This window comes from Gluconobacter sp. R75690 (genome assembly GCF_015244525.1).
GTDB classification, from domain to species: domain Bacteria; phylum Pseudomonadota; class Alphaproteobacteria; order Acetobacterales; family Acetobacteraceae; genus Gluconobacter; species Gluconobacter potus.
Map to the genome: position 1 here is coordinate 1 of NZ_JABCQB010000005.1, position 18,081 is coordinate 18,081.

At 61.6% G+C, this 18,081-nt stretch carries 20 protein-coding genes and 1 other RNA gene; 11 read left to right on the forward strand and 10 right to left on the reverse strand.

Annotated features, from left to right (window positions below; genetic code table 11):
• Positions 1 to 298: 298 nt before the first annotated feature.
• The 5 genes from HKD27_RS07185 to HKD27_RS07205 form a co-directional block, all read right to left on the reverse strand.
• Positions 299 to 1,114 carry a TIGR00282 family metallophosphoesterase gene (locus HKD27_RS07185; RefSeq protein WP_062493497.1) on the reverse strand — a complete coding sequence of 272 codons (816 nt, stop codon included), beginning with the start codon at positions 1,112 to 1,114 and terminating at the stop codon, positions 299 to 301.
• A 3-nt stretch (positions 1,115 to 1,117) separates the two neighbouring features.
• Positions 1,118 to 1,705, reverse strand: coding sequence for a 5-formyltetrahydrofolate cyclo-ligase (locus HKD27_RS07190; RefSeq protein WP_194689030.1), 588 nt, complete (start codon positions 1,703 to 1,705; stop codon positions 1,118 to 1,120).
• A non-coding RNA gene (ssrS, locus tag HKD27_RS07195) (6S RNA) lies at positions 1,692 to 1,848 on the reverse strand. The genes HKD27_RS07190 and ssrS overlap by 14 nt, the downstream gene beginning before the upstream one ends.
• A gap of 49 nt (positions 1,849 to 1,897) precedes the next feature.
• The gene (locus HKD27_RS07200) at positions 1,898 to 2,242 is read right to left on the reverse strand and encodes a cell division protein ZapA (RefSeq protein WP_011251813.1); all 345 of its coding nucleotides are present in this window, start codon (positions 2,240 to 2,242) and stop codon (positions 1,898 to 1,900) included.
• A 3-nt stretch (positions 2,243 to 2,245) separates the two neighbouring features.
• Complete coding sequence (locus tag HKD27_RS07205; protein ID WP_049750714.1) at positions 2,246 to 2,479, reverse strand: hypothetical protein; 234 nt, start codon at positions 2,477 to 2,479, stop codon at positions 2,246 to 2,248.
• Positions 2,480 to 2,628: 149 nt separating this feature from the next.
• Between HKD27_RS07205 and HKD27_RS07210 the strand changes: the two genes are divergently transcribed.
• Both HKD27_RS07210 and HKD27_RS07215 read left to right on the forward strand, forming a co-directional pair.
• Positions 2,629 to 2,946 (forward strand): hypothetical protein, encoded by a 318-nt coding sequence (locus HKD27_RS07210; RefSeq protein WP_194689031.1) that lies wholly within the window; start codon positions 2,629 to 2,631, stop codon positions 2,944 to 2,946.
• Entirely contained in the window at positions 2,933 to 3,511 is a 579-nt protein-coding gene (locus HKD27_RS07215; protein ID WP_194689032.1) for a thiamine phosphate synthase, read from the forward strand. Before HKD27_RS07210 ends, HKD27_RS07215 begins: the two co-directional genes overlap by 14 nt.
• Here the strand turns inward: HKD27_RS07215 and HKD27_RS07220 are convergent.
• The 3 genes from HKD27_RS07220 to epmA form a co-directional block, all read right to left on the reverse strand.
• Positions 3,482 to 4,267: a fasciclin domain-containing protein gene (locus HKD27_RS07220; protein WP_194689033.1), complete on the reverse strand. Its 786-nt coding sequence runs from the start codon at positions 4,265 to 4,267 to the stop codon at positions 3,482 to 3,484. The two genes, HKD27_RS07215 and HKD27_RS07220, sit on opposite strands and share 30 nt — an antisense overlap.
• A gap of 56 nt (positions 4,268 to 4,323) precedes the next feature.
• Positions 4,324 to 4,752, reverse strand: a complete 429-nt coding sequence (locus HKD27_RS07225; RefSeq protein WP_024717203.1) for a hypothetical protein — start codon at positions 4,750 to 4,752, stop codon at positions 4,324 to 4,326.
• A gap of 104 nt (positions 4,753 to 4,856) precedes the next feature.
• Positions 4,857 to 5,852 (reverse strand): EF-P lysine aminoacylase EpmA, encoded by a 996-nt coding sequence (gene epmA, locus HKD27_RS07230; RefSeq protein WP_194689034.1) that lies wholly within the window; start codon positions 5,850 to 5,852, stop codon positions 4,857 to 4,859.
• Positions 5,853 to 5,905: 53 nt separating this feature from the next.
• On the opposite strand from epmA, the gene HKD27_RS07235 reads away from it, so the two are divergent.
• The gene (locus tag HKD27_RS07235) at positions 5,906 to 6,976 is read left to right on the forward strand and encodes a lysine-2,3-aminomutase-like protein (protein ID WP_194689035.1); all 1,071 of its coding nucleotides are present in this window, start codon (positions 5,906 to 5,908) and stop codon (positions 6,974 to 6,976) included.
• Positions 6,977 to 7,001: 25 nt separating this feature from the next.
• On the opposite strand, the gene HKD27_RS07240 is transcribed toward HKD27_RS07235, so the two are convergent.
• Positions 7,002 to 7,310, reverse strand: coding sequence for a carboxymuconolactone decarboxylase family protein (locus tag HKD27_RS07240; protein WP_011251821.1), 309 nt, complete (start codon positions 7,308 to 7,310; stop codon positions 7,002 to 7,004).
• A gap of 215 nt (positions 7,311 to 7,525) precedes the next feature.
• Here HKD27_RS07240 and efp point away from each other — a divergent pair, with 215 nt between their 5' ends.
• From efp to HKD27_RS07275, 7 genes are all read left to right on the forward strand, one after another.
• A complete protein-coding gene (efp, locus tag HKD27_RS07245; protein WP_062493545.1) occupies positions 7,526 to 8,092 on the forward strand; it encodes an elongation factor P in 567 nt (188 codons plus the stop codon).
• Between the two features lie 6 nt (positions 8,093 to 8,098).
• Positions 8,099 to 8,926, forward strand: a complete 828-nt coding sequence (locus HKD27_RS07250; RefSeq protein WP_062493542.1) for an inositol monophosphatase family protein — start codon at positions 8,099 to 8,101, stop codon at positions 8,924 to 8,926.
• Positions 8,927 to 8,986: 60 nt separating this feature from the next.
• Positions 8,987 to 9,754 carry an OmpA family protein gene (locus tag HKD27_RS07255; RefSeq protein ID WP_194689036.1) on the forward strand — a complete coding sequence of 256 codons (768 nt, stop codon included), beginning with the start codon at positions 8,987 to 8,989 and terminating at the stop codon, positions 9,752 to 9,754.
• Between the two features lie 21 nt (positions 9,755 to 9,775).
• The gene (locus HKD27_RS07260) at positions 9,776 to 10,912 is read left to right on the forward strand and encodes a flagellar motor protein MotA (RefSeq protein ID WP_194689037.1); all 1,137 of its coding nucleotides are present in this window, start codon (positions 9,776 to 9,778) and stop codon (positions 10,910 to 10,912) included.
• 3 nt (positions 10,913 to 10,915) lie between these two features.
• Positions 10,916 to 11,917 (forward strand): peptidoglycan -binding protein, encoded by a 1,002-nt coding sequence (locus HKD27_RS07265; protein ID WP_194689038.1) that lies wholly within the window; start codon positions 10,916 to 10,918, stop codon positions 11,915 to 11,917.
• Between the two features lie 84 nt (positions 11,918 to 12,001).
• Positions 12,002 to 13,804, forward strand: a complete 1,803-nt coding sequence (gene lepA / locus HKD27_RS07270) for a translation elongation factor 4 (RefSeq protein ID WP_194689039.1) — start codon at positions 12,002 to 12,004, stop codon at positions 13,802 to 13,804.
• A 10-nt stretch (positions 13,805 to 13,814) separates the two neighbouring features.
• On the forward strand, positions 13,815 to 15,221 hold the full coding sequence (locus HKD27_RS07275; RefSeq protein ID WP_194689040.1) for a glycosyltransferase family 2 protein: 1,407 nt from the start codon (positions 13,815 to 13,817) through the stop codon (positions 15,219 to 15,221).
• Here HKD27_RS07275 and HKD27_RS07280 read toward each other — a convergent pair.
• Entirely contained in the window at positions 15,212 to 15,769 is a 558-nt protein-coding gene (locus HKD27_RS07280; RefSeq protein ID WP_194689041.1) for a biliverdin-producing heme oxygenase, read from the reverse strand. The genes HKD27_RS07275 and HKD27_RS07280 overlap by 10 nt on opposite strands.
• A gap of 114 nt (positions 15,770 to 15,883) precedes the next feature.
• On the opposite strand from HKD27_RS07280, the gene HKD27_RS07285 reads away from it, so the two are divergent.
• The gene (locus HKD27_RS07285) at positions 15,884 to 18,040 is read left to right on the forward strand and encodes an AsmA family protein (RefSeq protein ID WP_194689042.1); all 2,157 of its coding nucleotides are present in this window, start codon (positions 15,884 to 15,886) and stop codon (positions 18,038 to 18,040) included.
• Positions 18,041 to 18,081: the final 41 nt, after the last annotated feature.

The following is an 18,081-nucleotide window of genomic DNA, read 5'->3' on the forward strand; positions in this document are numbered from 1 at the left end:
GACCCAGGAACTTAACCCCAGATCACCAGCACCAAAACGCCGCCAACATATCCCTTCCAATTCCATATTCAATTTTCAAAGACCACCATCCCCGCCGCTCCAGAACCCCTCGAAGTGGGCCCCGCCGCGTCGGTGAACGGGCTTATACGGGGACCTCAGCAGAGTGTCAAACAGAATTCACAAGGCACTTATCAACAGGGAAAACACCGGTTTTCTGCGACAAAAAAGACTAACCCCCGTTATTCATTGCGAATCGCACTCGAAAAAAGGCAGATTTTTCTCAATTTTTCTGCTCTTCTCAGAAGTCCGGCCAGTTGGGAGCCAGGTGCCCCCCCATTCGCAGCGGAGCCACCTTTCGGGCCAGCCCGGTTGCGTCATCCGTCTCCACCATCAGCCCACAAACCGTAGCCTCCCCTTCTGCTGGCTGCGGCCGATCCCCGGGAATCTTCCGGACCAGTTTGTGCAATGCGGCAGGCTTTCCCATCCCGATAACGCTGTCGTAATCGCCACACATGCCCGCATCCGTCTGATAGGCCGTGCCTGCAGGAAGAATACGATGATCCGCTGTCGGGACATGGGTATGCGTTCCCACCACGACAGAGGCTTTTCCGTCGAAATAGGCACCGAAGCCCATTTTCTCGCTGGTGGCTTCTGCATGAACGTCGATCAGGATCGCGTGGACCGTCACCCCCAGACGGTGGCGGGAGAGAATTTCGCTAACGACGCGAAATGGGTCATCCAGCGGATCCATGAAGATGCGGCCCATCACATTGATGACCAGCGCCCGGCGCCCACGACTGATTTCGACGATATGACTTCCCTGCCCCGGCGTTCCGGCAGGATAATTGGCGGGTCTGACGATGTGAGGGGCCTGATTGATGTAGCCGATCATGTCCCGCCGGTCCCAGGCATGGTTGCCCAGCGTAATCACATCGACACCGGCATTGTGCAGGTTCTTGGCAATATCGGGAGACAGGCCATATCCGTGTGACGCGTTCTCTCCGTTGGCGACCACCAGATCCAGCGAGAGTTTCTGGCGCCAGTCGGCCAGGTTCCGGATTATGGCTTCACGCCCGCTACGCCCGATAATGTCGCCAAGAAACAGCAGTCTCAACAGTCAGTCTTTCATAGTGATTTTGGAAGGATCGGTCCTGATGATCCCGCGCTCAGTCACGATCGCCGGGATCGGAATATCGTAAGGACCTCTGGGAACACGCTCGACCCGCTGTCCAGCAAAGCCGAAACCGATTGCCGGCACATCCAGCATGGCCAGAGTACGATCGTAATAGCCGCCGCCATATCCGAGCCGATAGCCGGAAGCATCGAAGGCCAGAAACGGCACGAGAACCAGATCCGGAATATCGATTTCACCCTCGGGATGCGAGGTTCCAAAGCGGCCGACCGTCATGATGCTGGCAGGCGCCCATCGCCGGAAGATCAGGGGAGAGCCTTTGGGCGTGGTTTCCGGCAGCAGAACCTGCCGTCCGGACGCCGAAAGAGCATGGCAGAGGGGGCGGAGATCCACTTCTCCGGCCAGTGGCCAGACCGCCGCGATCCTGTGAGCGGGTCGTGCCAGAATTTCTTTCAGGAGAAATTTTCGCAACGCCGTCTCGTCATCAGGAGAAGCGGCCTGCCGCAGCTGGGCCATTTTCAGGCGCAGGTCTTTTTTCAGGAGGTCGAGGTCGGAAATCTGTGGAGCCGCCAAAGCCGTTGGTCTTTTCAGCCCTCCTAGACCTGCAAGTGCAGGTGGGCACCGGTTAACGTGACCAGGGCCACGACAGAGCCAGTTCCCTAAGGAATGCTTATCGGCCCGGGGGATGATTTGCCTGACGCACCAGGCAGCTCCACGACCTATATTAGACTGTCCGGCCCGATGTTCAATGTAAACGTTGTAGAATCAGGATGCGCGTTCGAGTTCCGCAGCCAGAAGCTCAGCCTGCCCCGCCAGACGTGCCAGACGGTCCTGCCGTGCCCCCTCAAGCCGAAGGAGCTGCTCGGCCTGCTGGATCTGCGTTTCGGCCTGGGGTGAGATCTGCCGGCGTTTCAGCTCGAAAATCTCATCGGCCATCAGCAGGGCGGCCATCATGAGCGTCTTGGATTCGCTCGCGGCCCCTCCCAGGGTCCGCGCCCGCTGGAGCCAGCCTTCCACATGACGGGCCATGTCATAGAGATGGGCCTCTTCCCCATCCTGACACCCGACATTGTAGACGTAACCATTGAGACGAATGGATACCTGTCCCATCGGTCAGCCCTCCTTCCTGTCAAGCACGCCCTGAATGCGGGCGCACAGCGCGTCGATATTGGCCGCGAATTCCGAAAGATCAGGAGCGGAATGGAGCGCACGCTCGCAGGCTTCCTTCGCCAGCAGATGACGCTCGGACGCAGCAGCAATCCGCATCATCGCTTCCTCAAGACGTTCAACCGCCTTATCGTCCTGCCCATTACCTGTCTCGTTTACCGCCACGATCTTTCCGTTCATGCACTCATTCTGCCAGTAAATGCCCGATTAAAATGCCCAATACAGACCCGCTCCGGCAAGACCATCAGGAAAGACCCGATCCCGGCATGGGGTCAAGGACATCCCTGCCCGTTCACTACCCTGTTTTTATGGTTCCGTCCCGTGAGGAGATGGATCAGCTGCTTCTGTCGCTGGATAAACCGTTTCTTGCCCTCTCCGCCGAAAGTGCGGGAAACGCGTTCGGCATCCCTTGGTGGCTCGAAGTCGTGGGATCCCGGGCCGGGCGATCCATTCTGGACTGCGGTGCATCGCCCGCAATCGCCCGGCAGGCGCTGGACGCCGGGATCGGCTGGGCCATCTGCCGCACCAGCCCTGCCCAGTTCCGCGCCCTGGAAACATATAAAGATTATCGCGGACGTGTCCTGACTCTCCGCCCGCCTAGCTCCCGCCGCCACAATCTGCGAGAACGTCCCCATGACAGCCTGTGATCTCTACCCCGTTCTGCCTGCCGGTTTTAAGACGGACGCTGCCCTCGAGGTGCTCCGTGACCTCCTCGTGCTGCCCGAAATAACGGCTCTTCGCATCCCCGCCGGATGGACGCCGGAGGCAACGCAGCTTTCACAGCTCGTGGACCTGCTGCATGCCAATGGTGTCGCCATGATCCTGGAAGTCGCGGGATCGCTGGCCGACACGCCGAAATCCCTTCTGGGGATCTGTGACGGACTTCACGCGGCCAACGTCGAGGACCTCGTAAGCCTGCGCAAGACGGTTGGAAGCGACATGCCGGTCGGCTGTCTGTGCACCAACCGCGACGACGCCATGAAGTCTGGCGAATCGGGAGCCGATTACGTCGCGTTTCCGCCCGGCGATCTGGAACTGGTGAAATGGTGGAGTTCCGTCATGGAACTGCCAGGGGTCGCCGAGAATATCCGGAACACGGAAGACGCCTCGTCCGCCATCACGGCAGGAGCCGACTTCCTTGCCATCCCACTTCAGTTCGATGGCAAGGATGCGGAGCGGTTTTCAGCGATGGCTGTTCTTGCTGCCGGCTGACGCCAGTTTCAGCGCCGGCACGGGCAGAAGCGTATCCTGCGTGAAGTAGAGAACGCCGTTGGACTGGGGGAAAGACCTGCTCCCCAGACGATTGGTCTGACCCGCCGTATTCTCAAGGATCAGTTCGCCCGTTTGCGGGGAAAGCTGTACACCCAGCAGATCCCCGCACAGGGTCTTCAGCCCGATGGCGCGACCATGATTGCGCTGGATGGCCTTGCGCAGAGCCGCCTCATCCCATTTCCCGTATGCAATCGTGTAGCCCAGAATATGAGTGAGCTGCCCGCGATTGGCCGGAGCAAGCAGTCCACCCGGCCAACGGGCGCTCAGGCGCTCCATGGCGACATTGGGAATGGCAAAGAGTGTGTAGGGACCCGGACCGCTGATCCAGGGATCCAGTTTCGCAACCTGAATGGCCTTGACGTAATCGGAGAGTTCCAGCGATCCCGCAATGTTTTCATTGAGCGGATGGTCTTCGTAAGACAGCATCGGCGGCGCATGATAGGCCACCGGACTGTTGGGCGTGCCGTCCGGGCTGGGCTGATAGGCCTGGTCGGTGCTTCCAGGCATGAGGGCTGCGCGGGCGCTGATCTGGGTCTCGAAGTTGTCCTGGTAGTTCTTCGTCCAGTCGGTGCCCTGCCAGTCAGGATCGCCACAGGCGGAGAGCGAGGCTCCCAGAAAAAGCCCCACGCCGAGTTTCAGTCCCTTCCCCCAGCGCGGAAACCGTCCTGAAGAGAAAACATCGAGTCGCACATCCATGCCTGATCGCACCATCCTGTGAGCGGGAGAAACGACCATAGAGCAGGTTGGCCGAATCAGCACCCGTCCCCGCGCATGGTCCATCCGACGACCTTGCCGCTGACCAGCTCGAATGTCGTCTGACAGCTGGTGTTGTAATAGGTCGACGGGAAACCGCCACCCCATCCACCCATGCCGCCCCAGCCGCCACCCCAGCCGCCCATACCACCCCAGCCGCCGCCCCAGCCGCCCATACCGCCGCCCCAGCCATCCCAACCCCAGCCACCGCCGGGAGAATACTGCGTTTCGTTATCGATATAGGCGAGGAACGTATGGCCCTGGGCATCGTAGTTACGGGTCGGAACACCGAACTGACGCAGCACGTCCACTTCGGACTTGCCAACCATGGAATCCAGAACCTTGCGCTGCTGAAGGGTGGGGACTTCGCAGGCAGACAGGCCCAGCAGCGCCAGGACAGACAGCAATCCAACTTTTTTCATCATCATCTTCCCCGACTGTGCCGCGGCAATGCGGTCATGTTCCTCTTTCGACACGTTCTAGCCCTTCTGACGCAAAAGAAGGATTAAAACTCCTGCAAGTTCCGAAAAGATCAGGCCAACCACAAAATGTCACTGATCCGCGGCGCCCCGGTTGCCAGCATGACCAGCCGGTCAAACCCGAGCGCAATTCCTGAACAGGGCGGCAGATCCGGCAAAGCCGCCAGAAACGCCTCGTCCACTGCCCAGTCCTGATCCGGCGACAGTTCCATACGACGCTTACGATCCGTTGCAAAACGCTCGCGTTGTTCCACCGGATCGGTGAGTTCTTCAAAGGCGTTCGCCAGCTCCAGCCCACCCACATAAAGTTCGAACCGCAGCGCCGCGCGCCCGTCTTCCGGGTCCCGGCGTGCGAGTGCCGCCTGTTCCGCCGGCCAGTGCGTCAGGAATGTGGGACGCTCACGCCCGATCACGGGCTCGACACGCTCCAGAAGAAGCCGGAAAAACAGGTCCTCCCAGCTCTCCCCGTTGCGCAGGCCAACATGCGCCTGCCTGGCGAGGGCTTCGGCATCTCCCGCCGTCCCCAGCAGATCCGCCCCCACATAACGGGCGAATGCAGCCTGCATCGTCAGCCGCTCGAAAGGTAGTGACAGATCAATGACATCCATCCCCCGATGCACCACGGGCGGCAGAAGCGCGCGCAGGAAGGCTTCGGTTTCATCCATGAGCGACGACAGATCCGCGCCCGGACGATACCATTCGAGCATCGTGAACTCCGGGGCATGCGTATTGCTGGCCTCACCATTGCGCCAGACACGCGCCATCTGGAACACCGGCCGCCCCGTCGCCGCGACAATCCGCTTCATCGCGAATTCCGGACTCGTATGCAGAAAACGCGCCTCACGCGAGCCATCCGGCCGCTCAAGTTCCGTCCTGAAACAGCGCAGATGGACTTCCTCACCCGGAACAGGAACCGCGAACGGCGTTTCCACTTCCAGATATCCGCGCTCTTCAAAGAAGGTCCGGACCGATCTGACCATCTGCGTACGCCGCTCAAGCAGGGGCAGGCGCTCGGCGATCCGGCCCGGATCAGCAGACAATACGGTCATGACGTCTCTCGCTCCTGTTGCAAAACCGGGACCCGCACCGCTAGAGGCATCACATGGATGATATGGTCAAGACAGCCCCGCAACATTCCGCGGAACGTTCTGCAAAACGTCACACGCTTCGTACACCGTCCGACCTGATCGACGCAGGACTGGCGACGGAAGCCGACCGCGCAACGCTCGAAGCGGTGGGCGAGCGCTTCACGATGGCCATTCCCCCCGCCTTCCGGGACCTGATCACACATCCGGACGACCCCATCGCCCGACAGGTCATCCCCGACGCCCGCGAACTCGTGACCCTGCCCCACGAAGACCCCGACCCGATCGGCGATGATGCTCTCTCGCCCGTCCCCGGCATCGTGCACCGCTATGCAGATCGTGCCCTGCTCAAGCCGTTGCTGGTCTGCCCGCTTTACTGTCGGTTCTGTTTCAGACGCGAGCATGTCGGTCCGGGCGGTGGACTGCTCAGCGATGCGCAGCTTGAAACCGCGCTCAACTGGGTGCGGCAGCATCCGGATATCCGCGAAATCATCCTGACAGGTGGCGATCCACTCATGCTGGCCCCGCGCCGTCTGAAGCATATCGTGCAGTCCCTGTCCGACATCCCGCATATCGAGACCATCCGCATCCATTCCCGCGTCCCGGTCGCCGACCCGGTCCGCATGACGGAAGAACTGCTCGATGCGATGGAAACGGACCGCTCCATGTGGCTGGTCGTGCACGCCAACCATGCCAGCGAGCTGACCCCGCAGGCCACCAAGACCATCCGCGCCGTTCTGGCCCGGGCTATTCCGGTCCTGTCACAATCCGTTCTGCTGCGCGGGGTCAATGATACGGTGGAAAGTCTGGAAGCCCTGCTGCGGGCCTTCATCAAGGCGCGGGTCAAACCCTATTACCTGCACCATCTGGACGCCGCCGCCGGAACGGGACATTTCCACGTCCCTGTCCCGGAAGGTCAGGCCCTGCTGAGGCAGCTTCGCGGGCGCGTCACGGGCCTGGCCTGGCCGACCTATGTTCTCGACATTCCGGGGGGACGAGGCAAGGTGCCGATCGGGCCGGAATATCTGGACCTCGCGTCTCCGGGCACGGTCTCAACGCCCGACGGAGAGGCGTGCAGCTTCACCTGACACGCCTCATAAAACTGAAGCAGCCTTATTTGGCGTCGAACATGTGAGTGGCATGGGTGATGGCGCCGCCCGCACGAATGGCGGCGGCCACAAGGGCGATCTCGGAAAGCTGAGCATCCGTTGCGCCGGCTTCGCGCGCGGCCTTCACATGAAGTTCAATACAGTAAGGACACTGCGTCGTCAGTGCGACAGCCACAGCGGCAAGCTGCTTGGTCAGGGCGCTGACTTCGCCTTCCTCGAATGCGGCACGGTCGAACTGCCAGAAGGCATCCATGCCCTTGGAGGCATTGGCTTCAAGATGGGAAATGCGCGAGAGGTTCTTCATATCGTACATGCGGCTTCTCCTTGCGTTTCGCCCTGACCTTCAGGACAGACACACACTCTGACATGACCTGTCCGCCGCCATGCCCCAAGCCCCCTGCCCTTCACAGTTTCCTGAAGCCACAAACCGTCACGCGCCCCTTGGCCTTGCTTCCAGCCCCCGTGCGGCGCTAGAAGCCCACAAGACGTGACAGAAAATCCCTCCCCAAGGGTCATCAGGACACAAGCATGAAACAGCAAGCCAACCTTATCCGGGCCGGCCAGGTCATCGAGCACGATGGCCGCCGCTGGACGGTTCTCAAGCAGCAGATCATCACCCCGGGCAAGGGTGGCGCCTTCATCCAGGTCGAAATGCGCGACCTCAAGACGGGCAACAAGACCAACGAGCGCTGGAGAACGGCGGATTCCGTCGAGCGTCTGATGACGGAAGACAAGGACTACACCTATTCCTACATGGACGGTGACAATGTCGTCCTGATGGATCCGGAAACGTTCGAGCAACTCGTCCTTGCCAAAGACATCTTCGGCGACCAGTTCGCCTTCCTGCAGGACAACATGCCGCTGAACGTCAAGCTGGTCGAAGGCGACCCGGTGGGTGTGGAACTGCCCCCGCATGTGACGCTGGAAGTCACGGAAGCCGACCCGGTGGTCAAGGGCCAGACGGCCAGCTCCTCTTACAAGCCCGCCATGCTGTCCAATGGCGTGAAGACGCTGGTCCCGCCGTTCATCGAAGCCGGTGAGCGCATCGTTGTCCGCACGGAAGACGGATCCTACGTCGAACGCGCGAAGGACTGATCCAACATGCGTCTTTCCCCGCACATTGCCGTCATGCAGGGCGCGGCGCAGAAGGCCTCGCGCCGCCTGCTCCGTGACTTTGCCGAGGTCGAACAGCTTCAGGTCAGCATCAAGGGCCCGGGAGATTTCGTCTCCCAGGCCGACCTGCGCGCAGAGGCCATCCTCCGCGAGGAACTGAGCCGTGCCCGTCCCGGCTACGCCTTCCTGATGGAAGAAAGCGGCGCTTCGGGCGGGGACAACTGGACCTGGCGCTGGATCGTCGATCCGCTGGACGGCACGACGAACTTCCTGCACGGCATCCCGCACTGGGCCATTTCCATCGGCCTTCAGCGCAAGCTGCCGGACGGAACGATCGAAATGGCAGCCGCGGTTGTCTACAACCCGGCCGCCAACGAAATGTTCTGGGCCGAAAAGGGCGTGGGCGCGTTCCTCAACGAACGCCGCCTTCGTGTCTCCGGTCGCCGCAACATGCACGAAGCCCTGTTCGCCACCGGGATTCCGTTTGCGAAGGTGCCGAGCAGCAGCCGTCTGCCGTTCGCGCGCGTCCTCGGCGCCCTGATGCCTCAGGTTGCCGGGATTCGCCGCTTCGGCGCCGCAGCCCTGGATCTCGCCTGGGTCGCAGCCGGCCGTTACGACGGTTACTGGGAATTCGGCATCAAGCCCTGGGATTGCGCAGCCGGCCTGCTTCTGGTCCGCGAGGCTGGTGGTTATGCGACCGACCCGGACGGAACCGAACTCCATGACCTTCCCGACGACGTCAATGTCGTTGCCGGAAACACCAACCTTCACGGCCCCCTGCGCGCCCTTGTGCACGAGGCCCTGAACCGGAGCTGACGAAACTGCCCTCACTTCCCATTGCGGGAGTCGTGAGGCCTCGTCTAGGATCGGCCTGACATGTACAGGCCGATCCCCTTCTCCCTTCCTCTGGCGGCCTTTCTGGCCTGCCTTCCGCTGTCCGCCGCTCAGGCGCAGGTCACCAGCAATCTGGATGATCTGCCTCAGGCCAAGACAGCCCCCTCCGCGAAAAAACCAGCCCCGACGACGCATCCGGCAGGACACGCCGTCCAGAAACCCGCGGCAAAGGCCCCGGCCCCCGTGGCAGCACCGCCCGCAGCGGGAGCATCCTCCACGGCAGAGCCCGTCCGGAGCACGCCGACGCACACGACCATTCCCGGCGTTCCCCCTGCTCCGCCGCCGCCGGTCGTCCTGCCCCCGCCTTTCGTCCCCGTCCAGATTCATCCTCCCGTCCCGCCCGCCGAAGTCACGACCGTTGCCGACGCGGCCAGCCACACGGCGCCGCTCCCTGAGGGCGGAATGCGGGTCCTGTTCCCGAACGGAAGCGAAGCGCTGAACGCAGACAGCCTCAAGGCGCTTCAGGACTACGGAACCGGGCTTTCCCACCATCCCGAGCAGCGCGTCGTGCTGATGGCGTACGCAGCCCTGCCCGGCGATGACGTGTCCATGCCGCGCCGCATCGCGCTGGCACGAGCGCTCGCTGTCCGCTCGATCTTCATTCACACAGGTGTCGCCACGACCCGCCTCTACCCCCGCGCGCTGGGGCGTCCGGCGACAGGAGACACCGCACCTGCTGACCGGCTGGATGTTGTCATCGAGACAAATCCCACCGACACCCCCGCCTCTTCCGCAAACGGCATGCCATAATAAAATCAGGAAAGACACGCCGTGACACGTCCTACGACCTACCTGCTGCGAATGGCCGTTTTCCTTGTCGCGGTCGGCCTTCTGGCCGCGACAATGGGCACGACCCTGCTCCATGCTTTCAACGCGAACCCCAAACTCGACGCCATCATCCTCGGCGTGCTCCTGCTGGGGATCCTGTGGAACCTTCATGTCGTCCAGCGCCTGATGCCGGAAGTACAGTGGGTTGAGCTCCTGCGTCAGCCCCGCGCCGGTCTGGCCGCACCCAAGGCACCGCGCCTGCTCGCTCCCATGGCCAGCATGCTGGCAGCCCGCAACCGCACGGACCGCCTGACGCTCTCGACCCAGACGACACAGGCCATGCTCGACAGCCTGTCCTCGCGTCTGGATGAAAGCCGGGAAATCTCCCGTTACATGACGCAGCTCCTGATCTTTCTGGGACTGCTGGGCACGTTCTACGGCCTTTTGCTGACGGTCAGCTCGATTGCCGGTGTCATCGGCAACATGTCCGCAGGCGGCGGCGACATGGACGTCATGTTCAACCAGCTCAAAACGGGCCTTGCCGGACCGCTGGCTGGCATGTCAACGGCATTCTCAGGCTCGATGTTCGGTCTGGCCGGCGCCCTCGTCCTCGGCTTTCTGGATCTGACGGCCGGACAGGCCCAGACCCGTTTCTTCAATGAACTGGAAGAATGGCTGGCTGGCGTCACGCGTGTCAGCGGCAGCACGTCCATCGACAGCGACGGCGCGCCCGTCCCTGCCTATGTTCAGGCCCTGCTCGAACAGACGGCCGAAAATCTGGAAACGCTTCAGAACGCCGTCTCCCGCAGCGAAGAAAACCGTGTCCGCGAACTGCATATGCTCGACAGCCTGCAGGAACGCCTGCGCGGCATGACGGATCTGCTCGCCGCCAACCAGCAGCTTATGACCCGCACGGCCGAAACCCAGACCGCCCTTCTGCGGCAGATGGGTGATGAGGGTCCGGGGTCTCAGGGCACGGCGCTCCTGCGGATCGAGACGCATCTCAGCCGCCTGATCCAGGAACTGCACGAAGGGCGCGCCCAGACGATCGGAGAGCTTCGCAACGATCTCCGCGTTCTGGCCCGCACGATCGCGGCAGCGTCCGGCAATACGACGCCCCCTCCCAGCAGGCAGGGCTGATCCATGGCCCGGCGCAGACGCGGATCACACAACGCCCTCGATGCCTGGCCCGGTTATGTGGACGCCCTGTCCACCCTGCTGATGGTCGTCACCTTCGTTCTGCTCGTCTTCGTGGTAGGGCAGCAGTTCCTTTCGGTCTCGCTGTCACGGCGCGAGCACACACTCGACGCCCTTCAGAAACAGCTGGCCGAGCTGTCGCACATGCTGTCGATGACGGAGGACAAGAACAAAAGCCTGTCCTCGACCGTCGCCACGCTGTCGGATGAGAAGCAGCACAATCAGGTCCAGCTCCAGACCCTTTCGACCCAGATCGCCGCCCTGACGGGGCAGCTTCAGTCGAAGGATCAGGCCCTGGCCTCGGCTGATGACACGAGCAAGCAGCAGAACAACAAGATCTCTGACCTTCAGGCCCAGATCGAGGAACTGACCCGCCAACTTCAGGCGATCAGCAACGCCCTCGATATTGAAAAGAAGGCTGAGCAGGGCAAGGACGCGCAGATCGCAGATCTTGGCAGCAAGCTCAATCTGGCACTGGCGGACAAGGTCAATCAGCTCAAGCGCTACCGTTCGGAGTTCTTCGGGCGCCTGCGCGACCTGCTGAAAGACCAGAAGGGCGTGAATGTCGTCGGAGACCGTTTCGTCTTCCAGTCGGAAATCCTGTTCCCGCAGGGGAGTGCCGATCTGACGCCTGAAGGCCGCAAGGAAATCACGACCCTTGCTCATACTTTCAAACAGGTCGCCTCAACGATCCCAACGGATCTGCCCTGGATCCTACGTGTGGATGGCCACGCCGATCGCCAGCCCATCCACAGCGCCTTTCCCAGCAACTGGGAGCTGTCATCCGAACGTGCCATCACCGTGGTCAAGCTGCTCATTGCCGAAGGTGTTGACCCGCACCATCTGGCCGCGACAGGCTTTGCCGACTACCAGCCTCTGGACGCCGCCAGCACACCGGCGGCCTATGCCAGAAACCGCAGGATCGAGTTCCGTCTGACGGACCGCTGATCCTTCTTCCGCCTGCCTTTTCACAAAGGCAGGCTTTTGCGCAGATCTACTGACATTTCTGCGATAATCCCTTATGTAGCAGCCATGACCGATACCCCGCTCTCCCTTATCCGCAATTTCTCGATCATCGCTCATATCGATCACGGCAAATCGACGCTGGCCGATCGCCTGATCCAGGCCTGTGGCGCGCTGACCGCGCGTGAGATGAAAAACCAGGTTCTCGATTCGATGGAGCTCGAGCAGGAGCGCGGGATCACCATCAAGGCGCAGACCGTCCGCCTGACCTATCCGGCCAAGGACGGCAAGGTTTACACGCTGAACCTCATGGACACACCGGGCCATGTCGACTTCGCCTATGAAGTCAGCCGCTCGCTCGCGGCCTGTGAAGGCTCGCTGCTGGTCGTGGACGCCTCCCAGGGCGTGGAAGCCCAGACGCTGGCGAACGTCTATCAGGCGCTTGATGCCAATCACGAGATCGTCCCGGTCCTGAACAAGATCGATCTGCCGGCCGCCGAACCCGAGCGCGTCCGTGCCCAGATCGAAGAAGTGGTCGGTATCCCGGCCGATGACGCCGTCGAGATCAGCGCCAAGACCGGCATCAATATCGAAGGCGTGCTCGAAGCCCTTGTCCAGCGTCTTCCTGCCCCCACGGGTGATGCCGAAGCCCCACTTCAGGCGTTGCTGGTGGACAGCTGGTACGATGCCTATCTCGGTGTCATCATTCTCGTCCGCATCAAGGACGGCCGCCTCAAGCGCGGTGACCGCATCCGCATGATGCAGACCGGCGCGACCTATCATGTCGATCAGGTCGGCGTATTCCTGCCCAAAATGCAGTCAGTCGAAAGCCTCGGCCCGGGCGAGATGGGATACATCAACGCCGCCATCAAGACCGTCGCAGACTGCAATGTCGGTGACACCGTCACGCTCGACAAGCGTCCTGCCCCCAAAGCCCTGCCGGGCTTCAAGCCTTCCATTCCGGTGGTCTGGTGTGGTCTTTTCCCGATCGATGCCGACGACTTCGAAAAGCTGCGCGACAGCCTGGGCAAGCTACGCCTGAACGACGCCTCGTTCCATTTCGAGGCCGAGACATCGGCGGCCCTGGGCTTCGGTTTCCGCTGCGGCTTCCTCGGCCTGCTGCATCTGGAAATCATTCAGGAACGTCTGTCCCGCGAGTTCAATCTGGACCTGATCGCGACCGCCCCGTCCGTGGTCTACAAGATGCACATGACGGACGGCACGTCCGAAGATCTGCACAACCCGGCCGACATGCCGGAACTCAGCAAGATCGAAACCATCGAAGAGCCCTGGATCAAGGCGACCATCATGGTTCAGGACGAATATCTCGGCCCGGTCCTGACACTCTGCTCCGAACGCCGTGGCGTACAGGTGGATCTGACCTATGTCGGCAACCGTGCCATGGCCGTCTACCGCCTGCCGCTCAATGAAGTGGTGTTCGATTTCTACGACCGCCTGAAATCCATCAGCCGCGGCTATGCCTCGTTCGACTACCAGATGGATGGCTACGAAGAGAGCGATCTCGTCCGTATTTCCATCCTCGTGAACCACGAGCCGGTGGATGCGCTGTCCTTCATTTCGCACCGCACCGTCGCCGAACAGCGCGGCCGCTCGATCTGCGCGAAGCTCAAGGACCTGATCCCCAAGCAGCTGTTCAAGATCGCCATTCAGGCGGCCATCGGCTCCAAGGTCATCGCCCGTGAAACGATCGGCGCGCTGTCCAAGGACGTGACCGCCAAGTGTTACGGTGGTGATATCTCCCGCAAGCGCAAGCTTCTGGACAAACAGAAGGAAGGCAAGAAGCGCATGCGGCAGTTCGGCAAGGTCGAAATCCCCCAGAGCGCCTTCCTCGCTGCCCTGAAGATGGACTGATCCCTGCCTTATGTCGAAAAGCGCCGCCATTCTGTTCGTTCACAATGAAGTCGACACGATCGGATGGTGGCTCGCGCATCATGCGACCATCGGTTTTTCAACGCTGATCGTCTGTGATGACCATTCGACCGACGGAACAGCCGCGATTCTGTCCAACGCGGCCACGCTTTACGACATCCGCGTCCACTCTTCCGATACGACCCTGACCAAACGGCTGGACCGCCAGACCCGCTTCCACGAAATGGCCCTGGAGCAGGGCAGGAACGAATTCGACTGGATGATGATTCTGGCGGCGGATGAATATCTACATTTTGAAACCGCCCGGTCCGTCGCCGAGTTCACTGCCGCCGCCTCTGCCGCCATGCTCCCGGTAAACTGGTGCCTGTTTGGCTCGTCAGGCCGCACGGTTCCGTCTCCCTTCTCCCCGGTTGAGATCTTTACGCGGCACGGCCTGCTGAGCCTGCCGGATCATCGCATCGTCCGCCATCTCGTTCAGCCTCGCCAGATCGGCAACACGCTGCCCGATCCATTTTCCGCGCTTGAGAGAAACGCGACCTGGTCCGACAGCCGTGTCCTTCATTTCGCCGCCGGCGATCATGAAAGCTTCCTGCGGCGCAACTCCAGCGCCACGCCGGACAAAGCCTGGCAGAACTTCGATCGCAACGACGCCGAATATACGGGCGCAAGCCGCTGGCTACCGGAAAGCCGCCGGATTGCCTCTTCCATCGTTCAGGCCTCGCTGACGGATCTATACTGGCGCCTCAAGGCCACCGTCACTCATGCAGACCGGGCCGTTCTGCAGGATCTCAGCCTGACACCGGCACAGCTTTCCGCGCCGTCATCCCGTCGGACACCTCCGCAGTTCCATTTCTGCATGCTCGGCCAGACGAAGCAGTTGATGAGAGACATGCAGACGGGATCCCTTGTGCCTGTCGGCGCGGGAGACGTGAACTTCGGCCGCTACAATCCCCTGGTCATGGCTCTCGAAGTATCGGACGGAGATATCTGGAACGCCTGCCTCTTCACGGAACACCCGCTCCCCGGGCGCTACCTATCTCTTCCCGGTTCTCCCACACTTCTGCCGATGGTGCCGCTTCATGTCATGATCGCGGAAAATACGGTCCTGTCGCCTGTCAGTGGCGAAGAAATCCGGATTTCCATTCCCGACCATGCCCTGACCAAGATCGACGCCACTTCGGCACTCTACACGCGGATGACATCATTCATGGTGCTGACGGCGGAAGGCCATGGTCTTGCCGATCTCCTGCGGGGGATCGACCGGCTGCCGGCGCCAGACGCCAGCGCACTGGGCTGTGCCATTGCGATGCTTGACCCCGAAGACGCAGAACGCCTCGCGCAGACCTTCCCCGGCCTGATCCCGCGAAGCCTCATGCCGGTGCGTCCCCCTCAGTCCTGACGTTCGGCACTCTTGCGGAACAGCGCAAACGTCGCGACCGCCCCCTCCATCACGGCCTGCCGGCGCCCCGCATCACTTTCATCCAGATACTGCCCGAGCCGCTCCAGAAATACCGGCCATTCTCCCTTCTGGTGAAACGCCGACAGATAGGCCCGGGGCAGCCCTTCTGCCACGCGCGCGGACAGAACACGCCCCCCAAGCCGCGAGCCTTCCAGCACATACAGAACACCCATCGCCGTGCCGTCACTTTCCGGGAAATAGTTCGCCTGCACGGCCGGAACCGCCAGTCCCATCTGACGCAGATCATCCTTCAGAAGCTCCGCCCGCGGACGCCAGACCGGCAGTGACGCCGCATGTCGGCTGAGATACGCCTCCGCAGCCCCAAGCACGCGCGCATGAGCCGTCAGAAAGTCCCCATAGGATTGCGGATCCGCAAGCCCGAAACGGGAAAAAGCCTCATCGACCGCCTCATGGGCCTCCCGGCTGACACGCCGCAGTTCCGCCAGACCAGAGTTCTTCTGCTCATCGGCGCCTCCAACTGTCTCCATTCGTGCTGATCTTTCCATGCGCTGTGAAACCGTTTCCGGTTCTGTCCGTAATTAGAGTGACTTGCGACGACCAGATTCTGTCTGACACGCCCCCGGATTTCGGAGAATAACCCGTTGAGCAGCACCCCGCCCCAACCCGCGTTTCCTTCAGACGACCACGCCACCCGCCCGGGAAAGCGACATCTGATCCTGAAAACCGTCGGGGGGGTACTGGGAACACTGGTGGCTGCCATCGTCATCCTGATCCTGGTCTGGCAGTGGGACTGGTTCGTTCCCTATATCGATCGCAAGGGCACCGCAGCCCTGCACCGTCCCGTCAGCATCGCGCATCTGCATGTCGGCCTTGGTTTCAAAACCACTGTCACCGTCGATGACCTGAAAATCGGTCAGCCGGAAGGTTTCGAGAAAGAGAAGGACGATTTCGCCTCCGCCAGGGCCATTACCGTCACCGTCGATGTCTGGCGCTATCTGACGGGTGGGGGTCTCTCCCTGCCCCTGATCCGCGCCGACATCCCCAAAGGCGATATCGTCTCGCTGCTCAACGGCACGAACAACTACAGTTTCGTATCCTCTTCCGATCCGTCGTCGCAGACATCCTCATCGTCCACCACGACCCTGCCGAAGCTCGGCAAGATCGAAATCAATGACGGCGATATCCGCCTGGCTCTGGCGAAGCTCAAGACGGACATGCATGTCTTCATCCATACCGAAGAGCCGAAAAACGGTGATGACGGGCATCTCGTCATCGACCTCAAGGGCCGGTACGCGCAAGCCCCGATCACAGGCCATATCGTCGGTGGCGCCCTGCTCGGCCTGACGGATGCAAAACACCCCTATCCGATCGACGGACGCCTGGCCAATGGCCCGACCTATGTCACGCTGCGCGGCACGGTCGACGATCCGATCCATTTCCAGGGCACCAATCTGGCACTGCATTTTGCCGGCCCGGACATGGCGCTCCTCTACCCGCTGACGGGCGTCCCCATCCCGCAGACCCCGGCCTACAGCGTGACCGGCAATCTAGCCTATTCCGACCGCGCAATCCGTTTCCAGAAATTCGAAGGGCACATGGGCTCTTCGGATATCGGCGGAGACATCAACGTCGACCCACATCAGAAGCCGATCTTCGTGGAAGCCGCACTTCATTCACACTCGGTCGATCTGGCGGATCTGGGCGGCTTCATCGGCGCCCAGCCCGGCGAGGCAAAGAAAGCCGAACCGGCCAGCGCCCGCGTCCTGCCTGACAAGAAGATCAATGTCCCCAAACTCAATGCTGCCAACGTCCATCTGACCTATCACGGCGATCACATCCGCAACAAAAACTGGCCGCTGGACAATATTGACGCGGAGCTGAACGTTCGCGACGGCGCCATTGACCTCAAACACCTGACCTTCGCAACCGGAACGGGCACCATCTCCGCGAATGCCACGCTGGAGCCGACGAAAAACGAACAGTTCCACACCCGCTTCCGCCTCGATGTCTCACGCCTGCCACTGTCCCGCATCATGACGTCGAAGGACATGTTCCAGGGCGAGGGCACCATCGGCGGTCACGTGACCCTGACCTCAACCGGCAATTCGGTCGCAACGCTTGTCGAAAACGGCGACGGCGGCACGACCCTCGTTCTCGATCGCGGCGGCGATGTTACGGCACTGCTGCCAGACCTTCTGGGTCTCAAACTGGGTTCTGCTGTCCTTTCCGCCCTCGGCATCCCGGACCGCTCCAAGCTGGAATGCCTCGTGGCCGATCTGCCGTTGAAAGACGGAATCGTGCACACCAACTCCATGCTCCTGCAGACCGGCACCACCCGGACGATGGGCACGGGAACCGTCAATTTCCACAAGGACGCGTTGGACTACGCGGTCACGACACGCTCGATCGGACCTCAGATCCTGTCCCTGCCCGGCGCCGTTCATATCTTTGGCTCCATGAAAAGCCCGACGATCCTGCCCGGCGCGGAACTGCTCGGCCGCGTCGCCGCCTCCGTGGGCCTAGGGATCGTCTTCCCGCCAGCAGCCCTGATCCCAACGATCCAGCTTGGCGTCGGCAAAGGCTCCGCCTGCGAAAAAGCCATTCTGGAAGCCAACGAGCATCCGGCCGCCGGTATTGCTCCCGGCAAAACCACAGGTGCTGGCCCCAGCAGCGTTCCGCACCCCGCACAGGCACGGAGTGGAACCCAGCCTGCTGGAAAAGCTACAAAAACCCCGCACCGCCGCCTGTCACCGGCTGAAGTCCGCAAGGCCTGGGAGAAAAAATCGAACCCGAAATGAAAAGATATGATCCGGCCCATGGCAGGAACGGCTTTTTTGAC

Excerpts from the sequence above, each read along its gene's own strand:
- HKD27_RS07215 (WP_194689032.1), top strand. The coding sequence starts at position 2,933 with ATGACAGCCTGTGATCTCTACCCCGTTCTGCCTGCCGGTTTTAAGACG.
- HKD27_RS07205 (WP_049750714.1), bottom strand. The coding sequence starts at position 2,479 with ATGAACGGAAAGATCGTGGCGGTAAACGAGACAGGTAATGGGCAGGAC.
- HKD27_RS07265 (WP_194689038.1), top strand. The coding sequence starts at position 10,916 with ATGGCCCGGCGCAGACGCGGATCACACAACGCCCTCGATGCCTGGCCC.
- HKD27_RS07225 (WP_024717203.1), bottom strand. The coding sequence starts at position 4,752 with ATGATGATGAAAAAAGTTGGATTGCTGTCTGTCCTGGCGCTGCTGGGC.
- HKD27_RS07235 (WP_194689035.1), top strand. The coding sequence starts at position 5,906 with ATGGATGATATGGTCAAGACAGCCCCGCAACATTCCGCGGAACGTTCT.
- HKD27_RS07220 (WP_194689033.1), bottom strand. The coding sequence starts at position 4,267 with ATGGATGTGCGACTCGATGTTTTCTCTTCAGGACGGTTTCCGCGCTGG.
- HKD27_RS07280 (WP_194689041.1), bottom strand. The coding sequence starts at position 15,769 with ATGGAGACAGTTGGAGGCGCCGATGAGCAGAAGAACTCTGGTCTGGCG.
- HKD27_RS07255 (WP_194689036.1), top strand. The coding sequence starts at position 8,987 with ATGTACAGGCCGATCCCCTTCTCCCTTCCTCTGGCGGCCTTTCTGGCC.
- efp (WP_062493545.1), top strand. The coding sequence starts at position 7,526 with ATGAAACAGCAAGCCAACCTTATCCGGGCCGGCCAGGTCATCGAGCAC.
- HKD27_RS07275 (WP_194689040.1), top strand. The coding sequence starts at position 13,815 with ATGTCGAAAAGCGCCGCCATTCTGTTCGTTCACAATGAAGTCGACACG.
- epmA (WP_194689034.1), bottom strand. The coding sequence starts at position 5,852 with ATGACCGTATTGTCTGCTGATCCGGGCCGGATCGCCGAGCGCCTGCCC.
- lepA (WP_194689039.1), top strand. The coding sequence starts at position 12,002 with ATGACCGATACCCCGCTCTCCCTTATCCGCAATTTCTCGATCATCGCT.
- HKD27_RS07240 (WP_011251821.1), bottom strand. The coding sequence starts at position 7,310 with ATGTACGATATGAAGAACCTCTCGCGCATTTCCCATCTTGAAGCCAAT.
- HKD27_RS07210 (WP_194689031.1), top strand. The coding sequence starts at position 2,629 with ATGGATCAGCTGCTTCTGTCGCTGGATAAACCGTTTCTTGCCCTCTCC.
- HKD27_RS07200 (WP_011251813.1), bottom strand. The coding sequence starts at position 2,242 with ATGGGACAGGTATCCATTCGTCTCAATGGTTACGTCTACAATGTCGGG.
- HKD27_RS07250 (WP_062493542.1), top strand. The coding sequence starts at position 8,099 with ATGCGTCTTTCCCCGCACATTGCCGTCATGCAGGGCGCGGCGCAGAAG.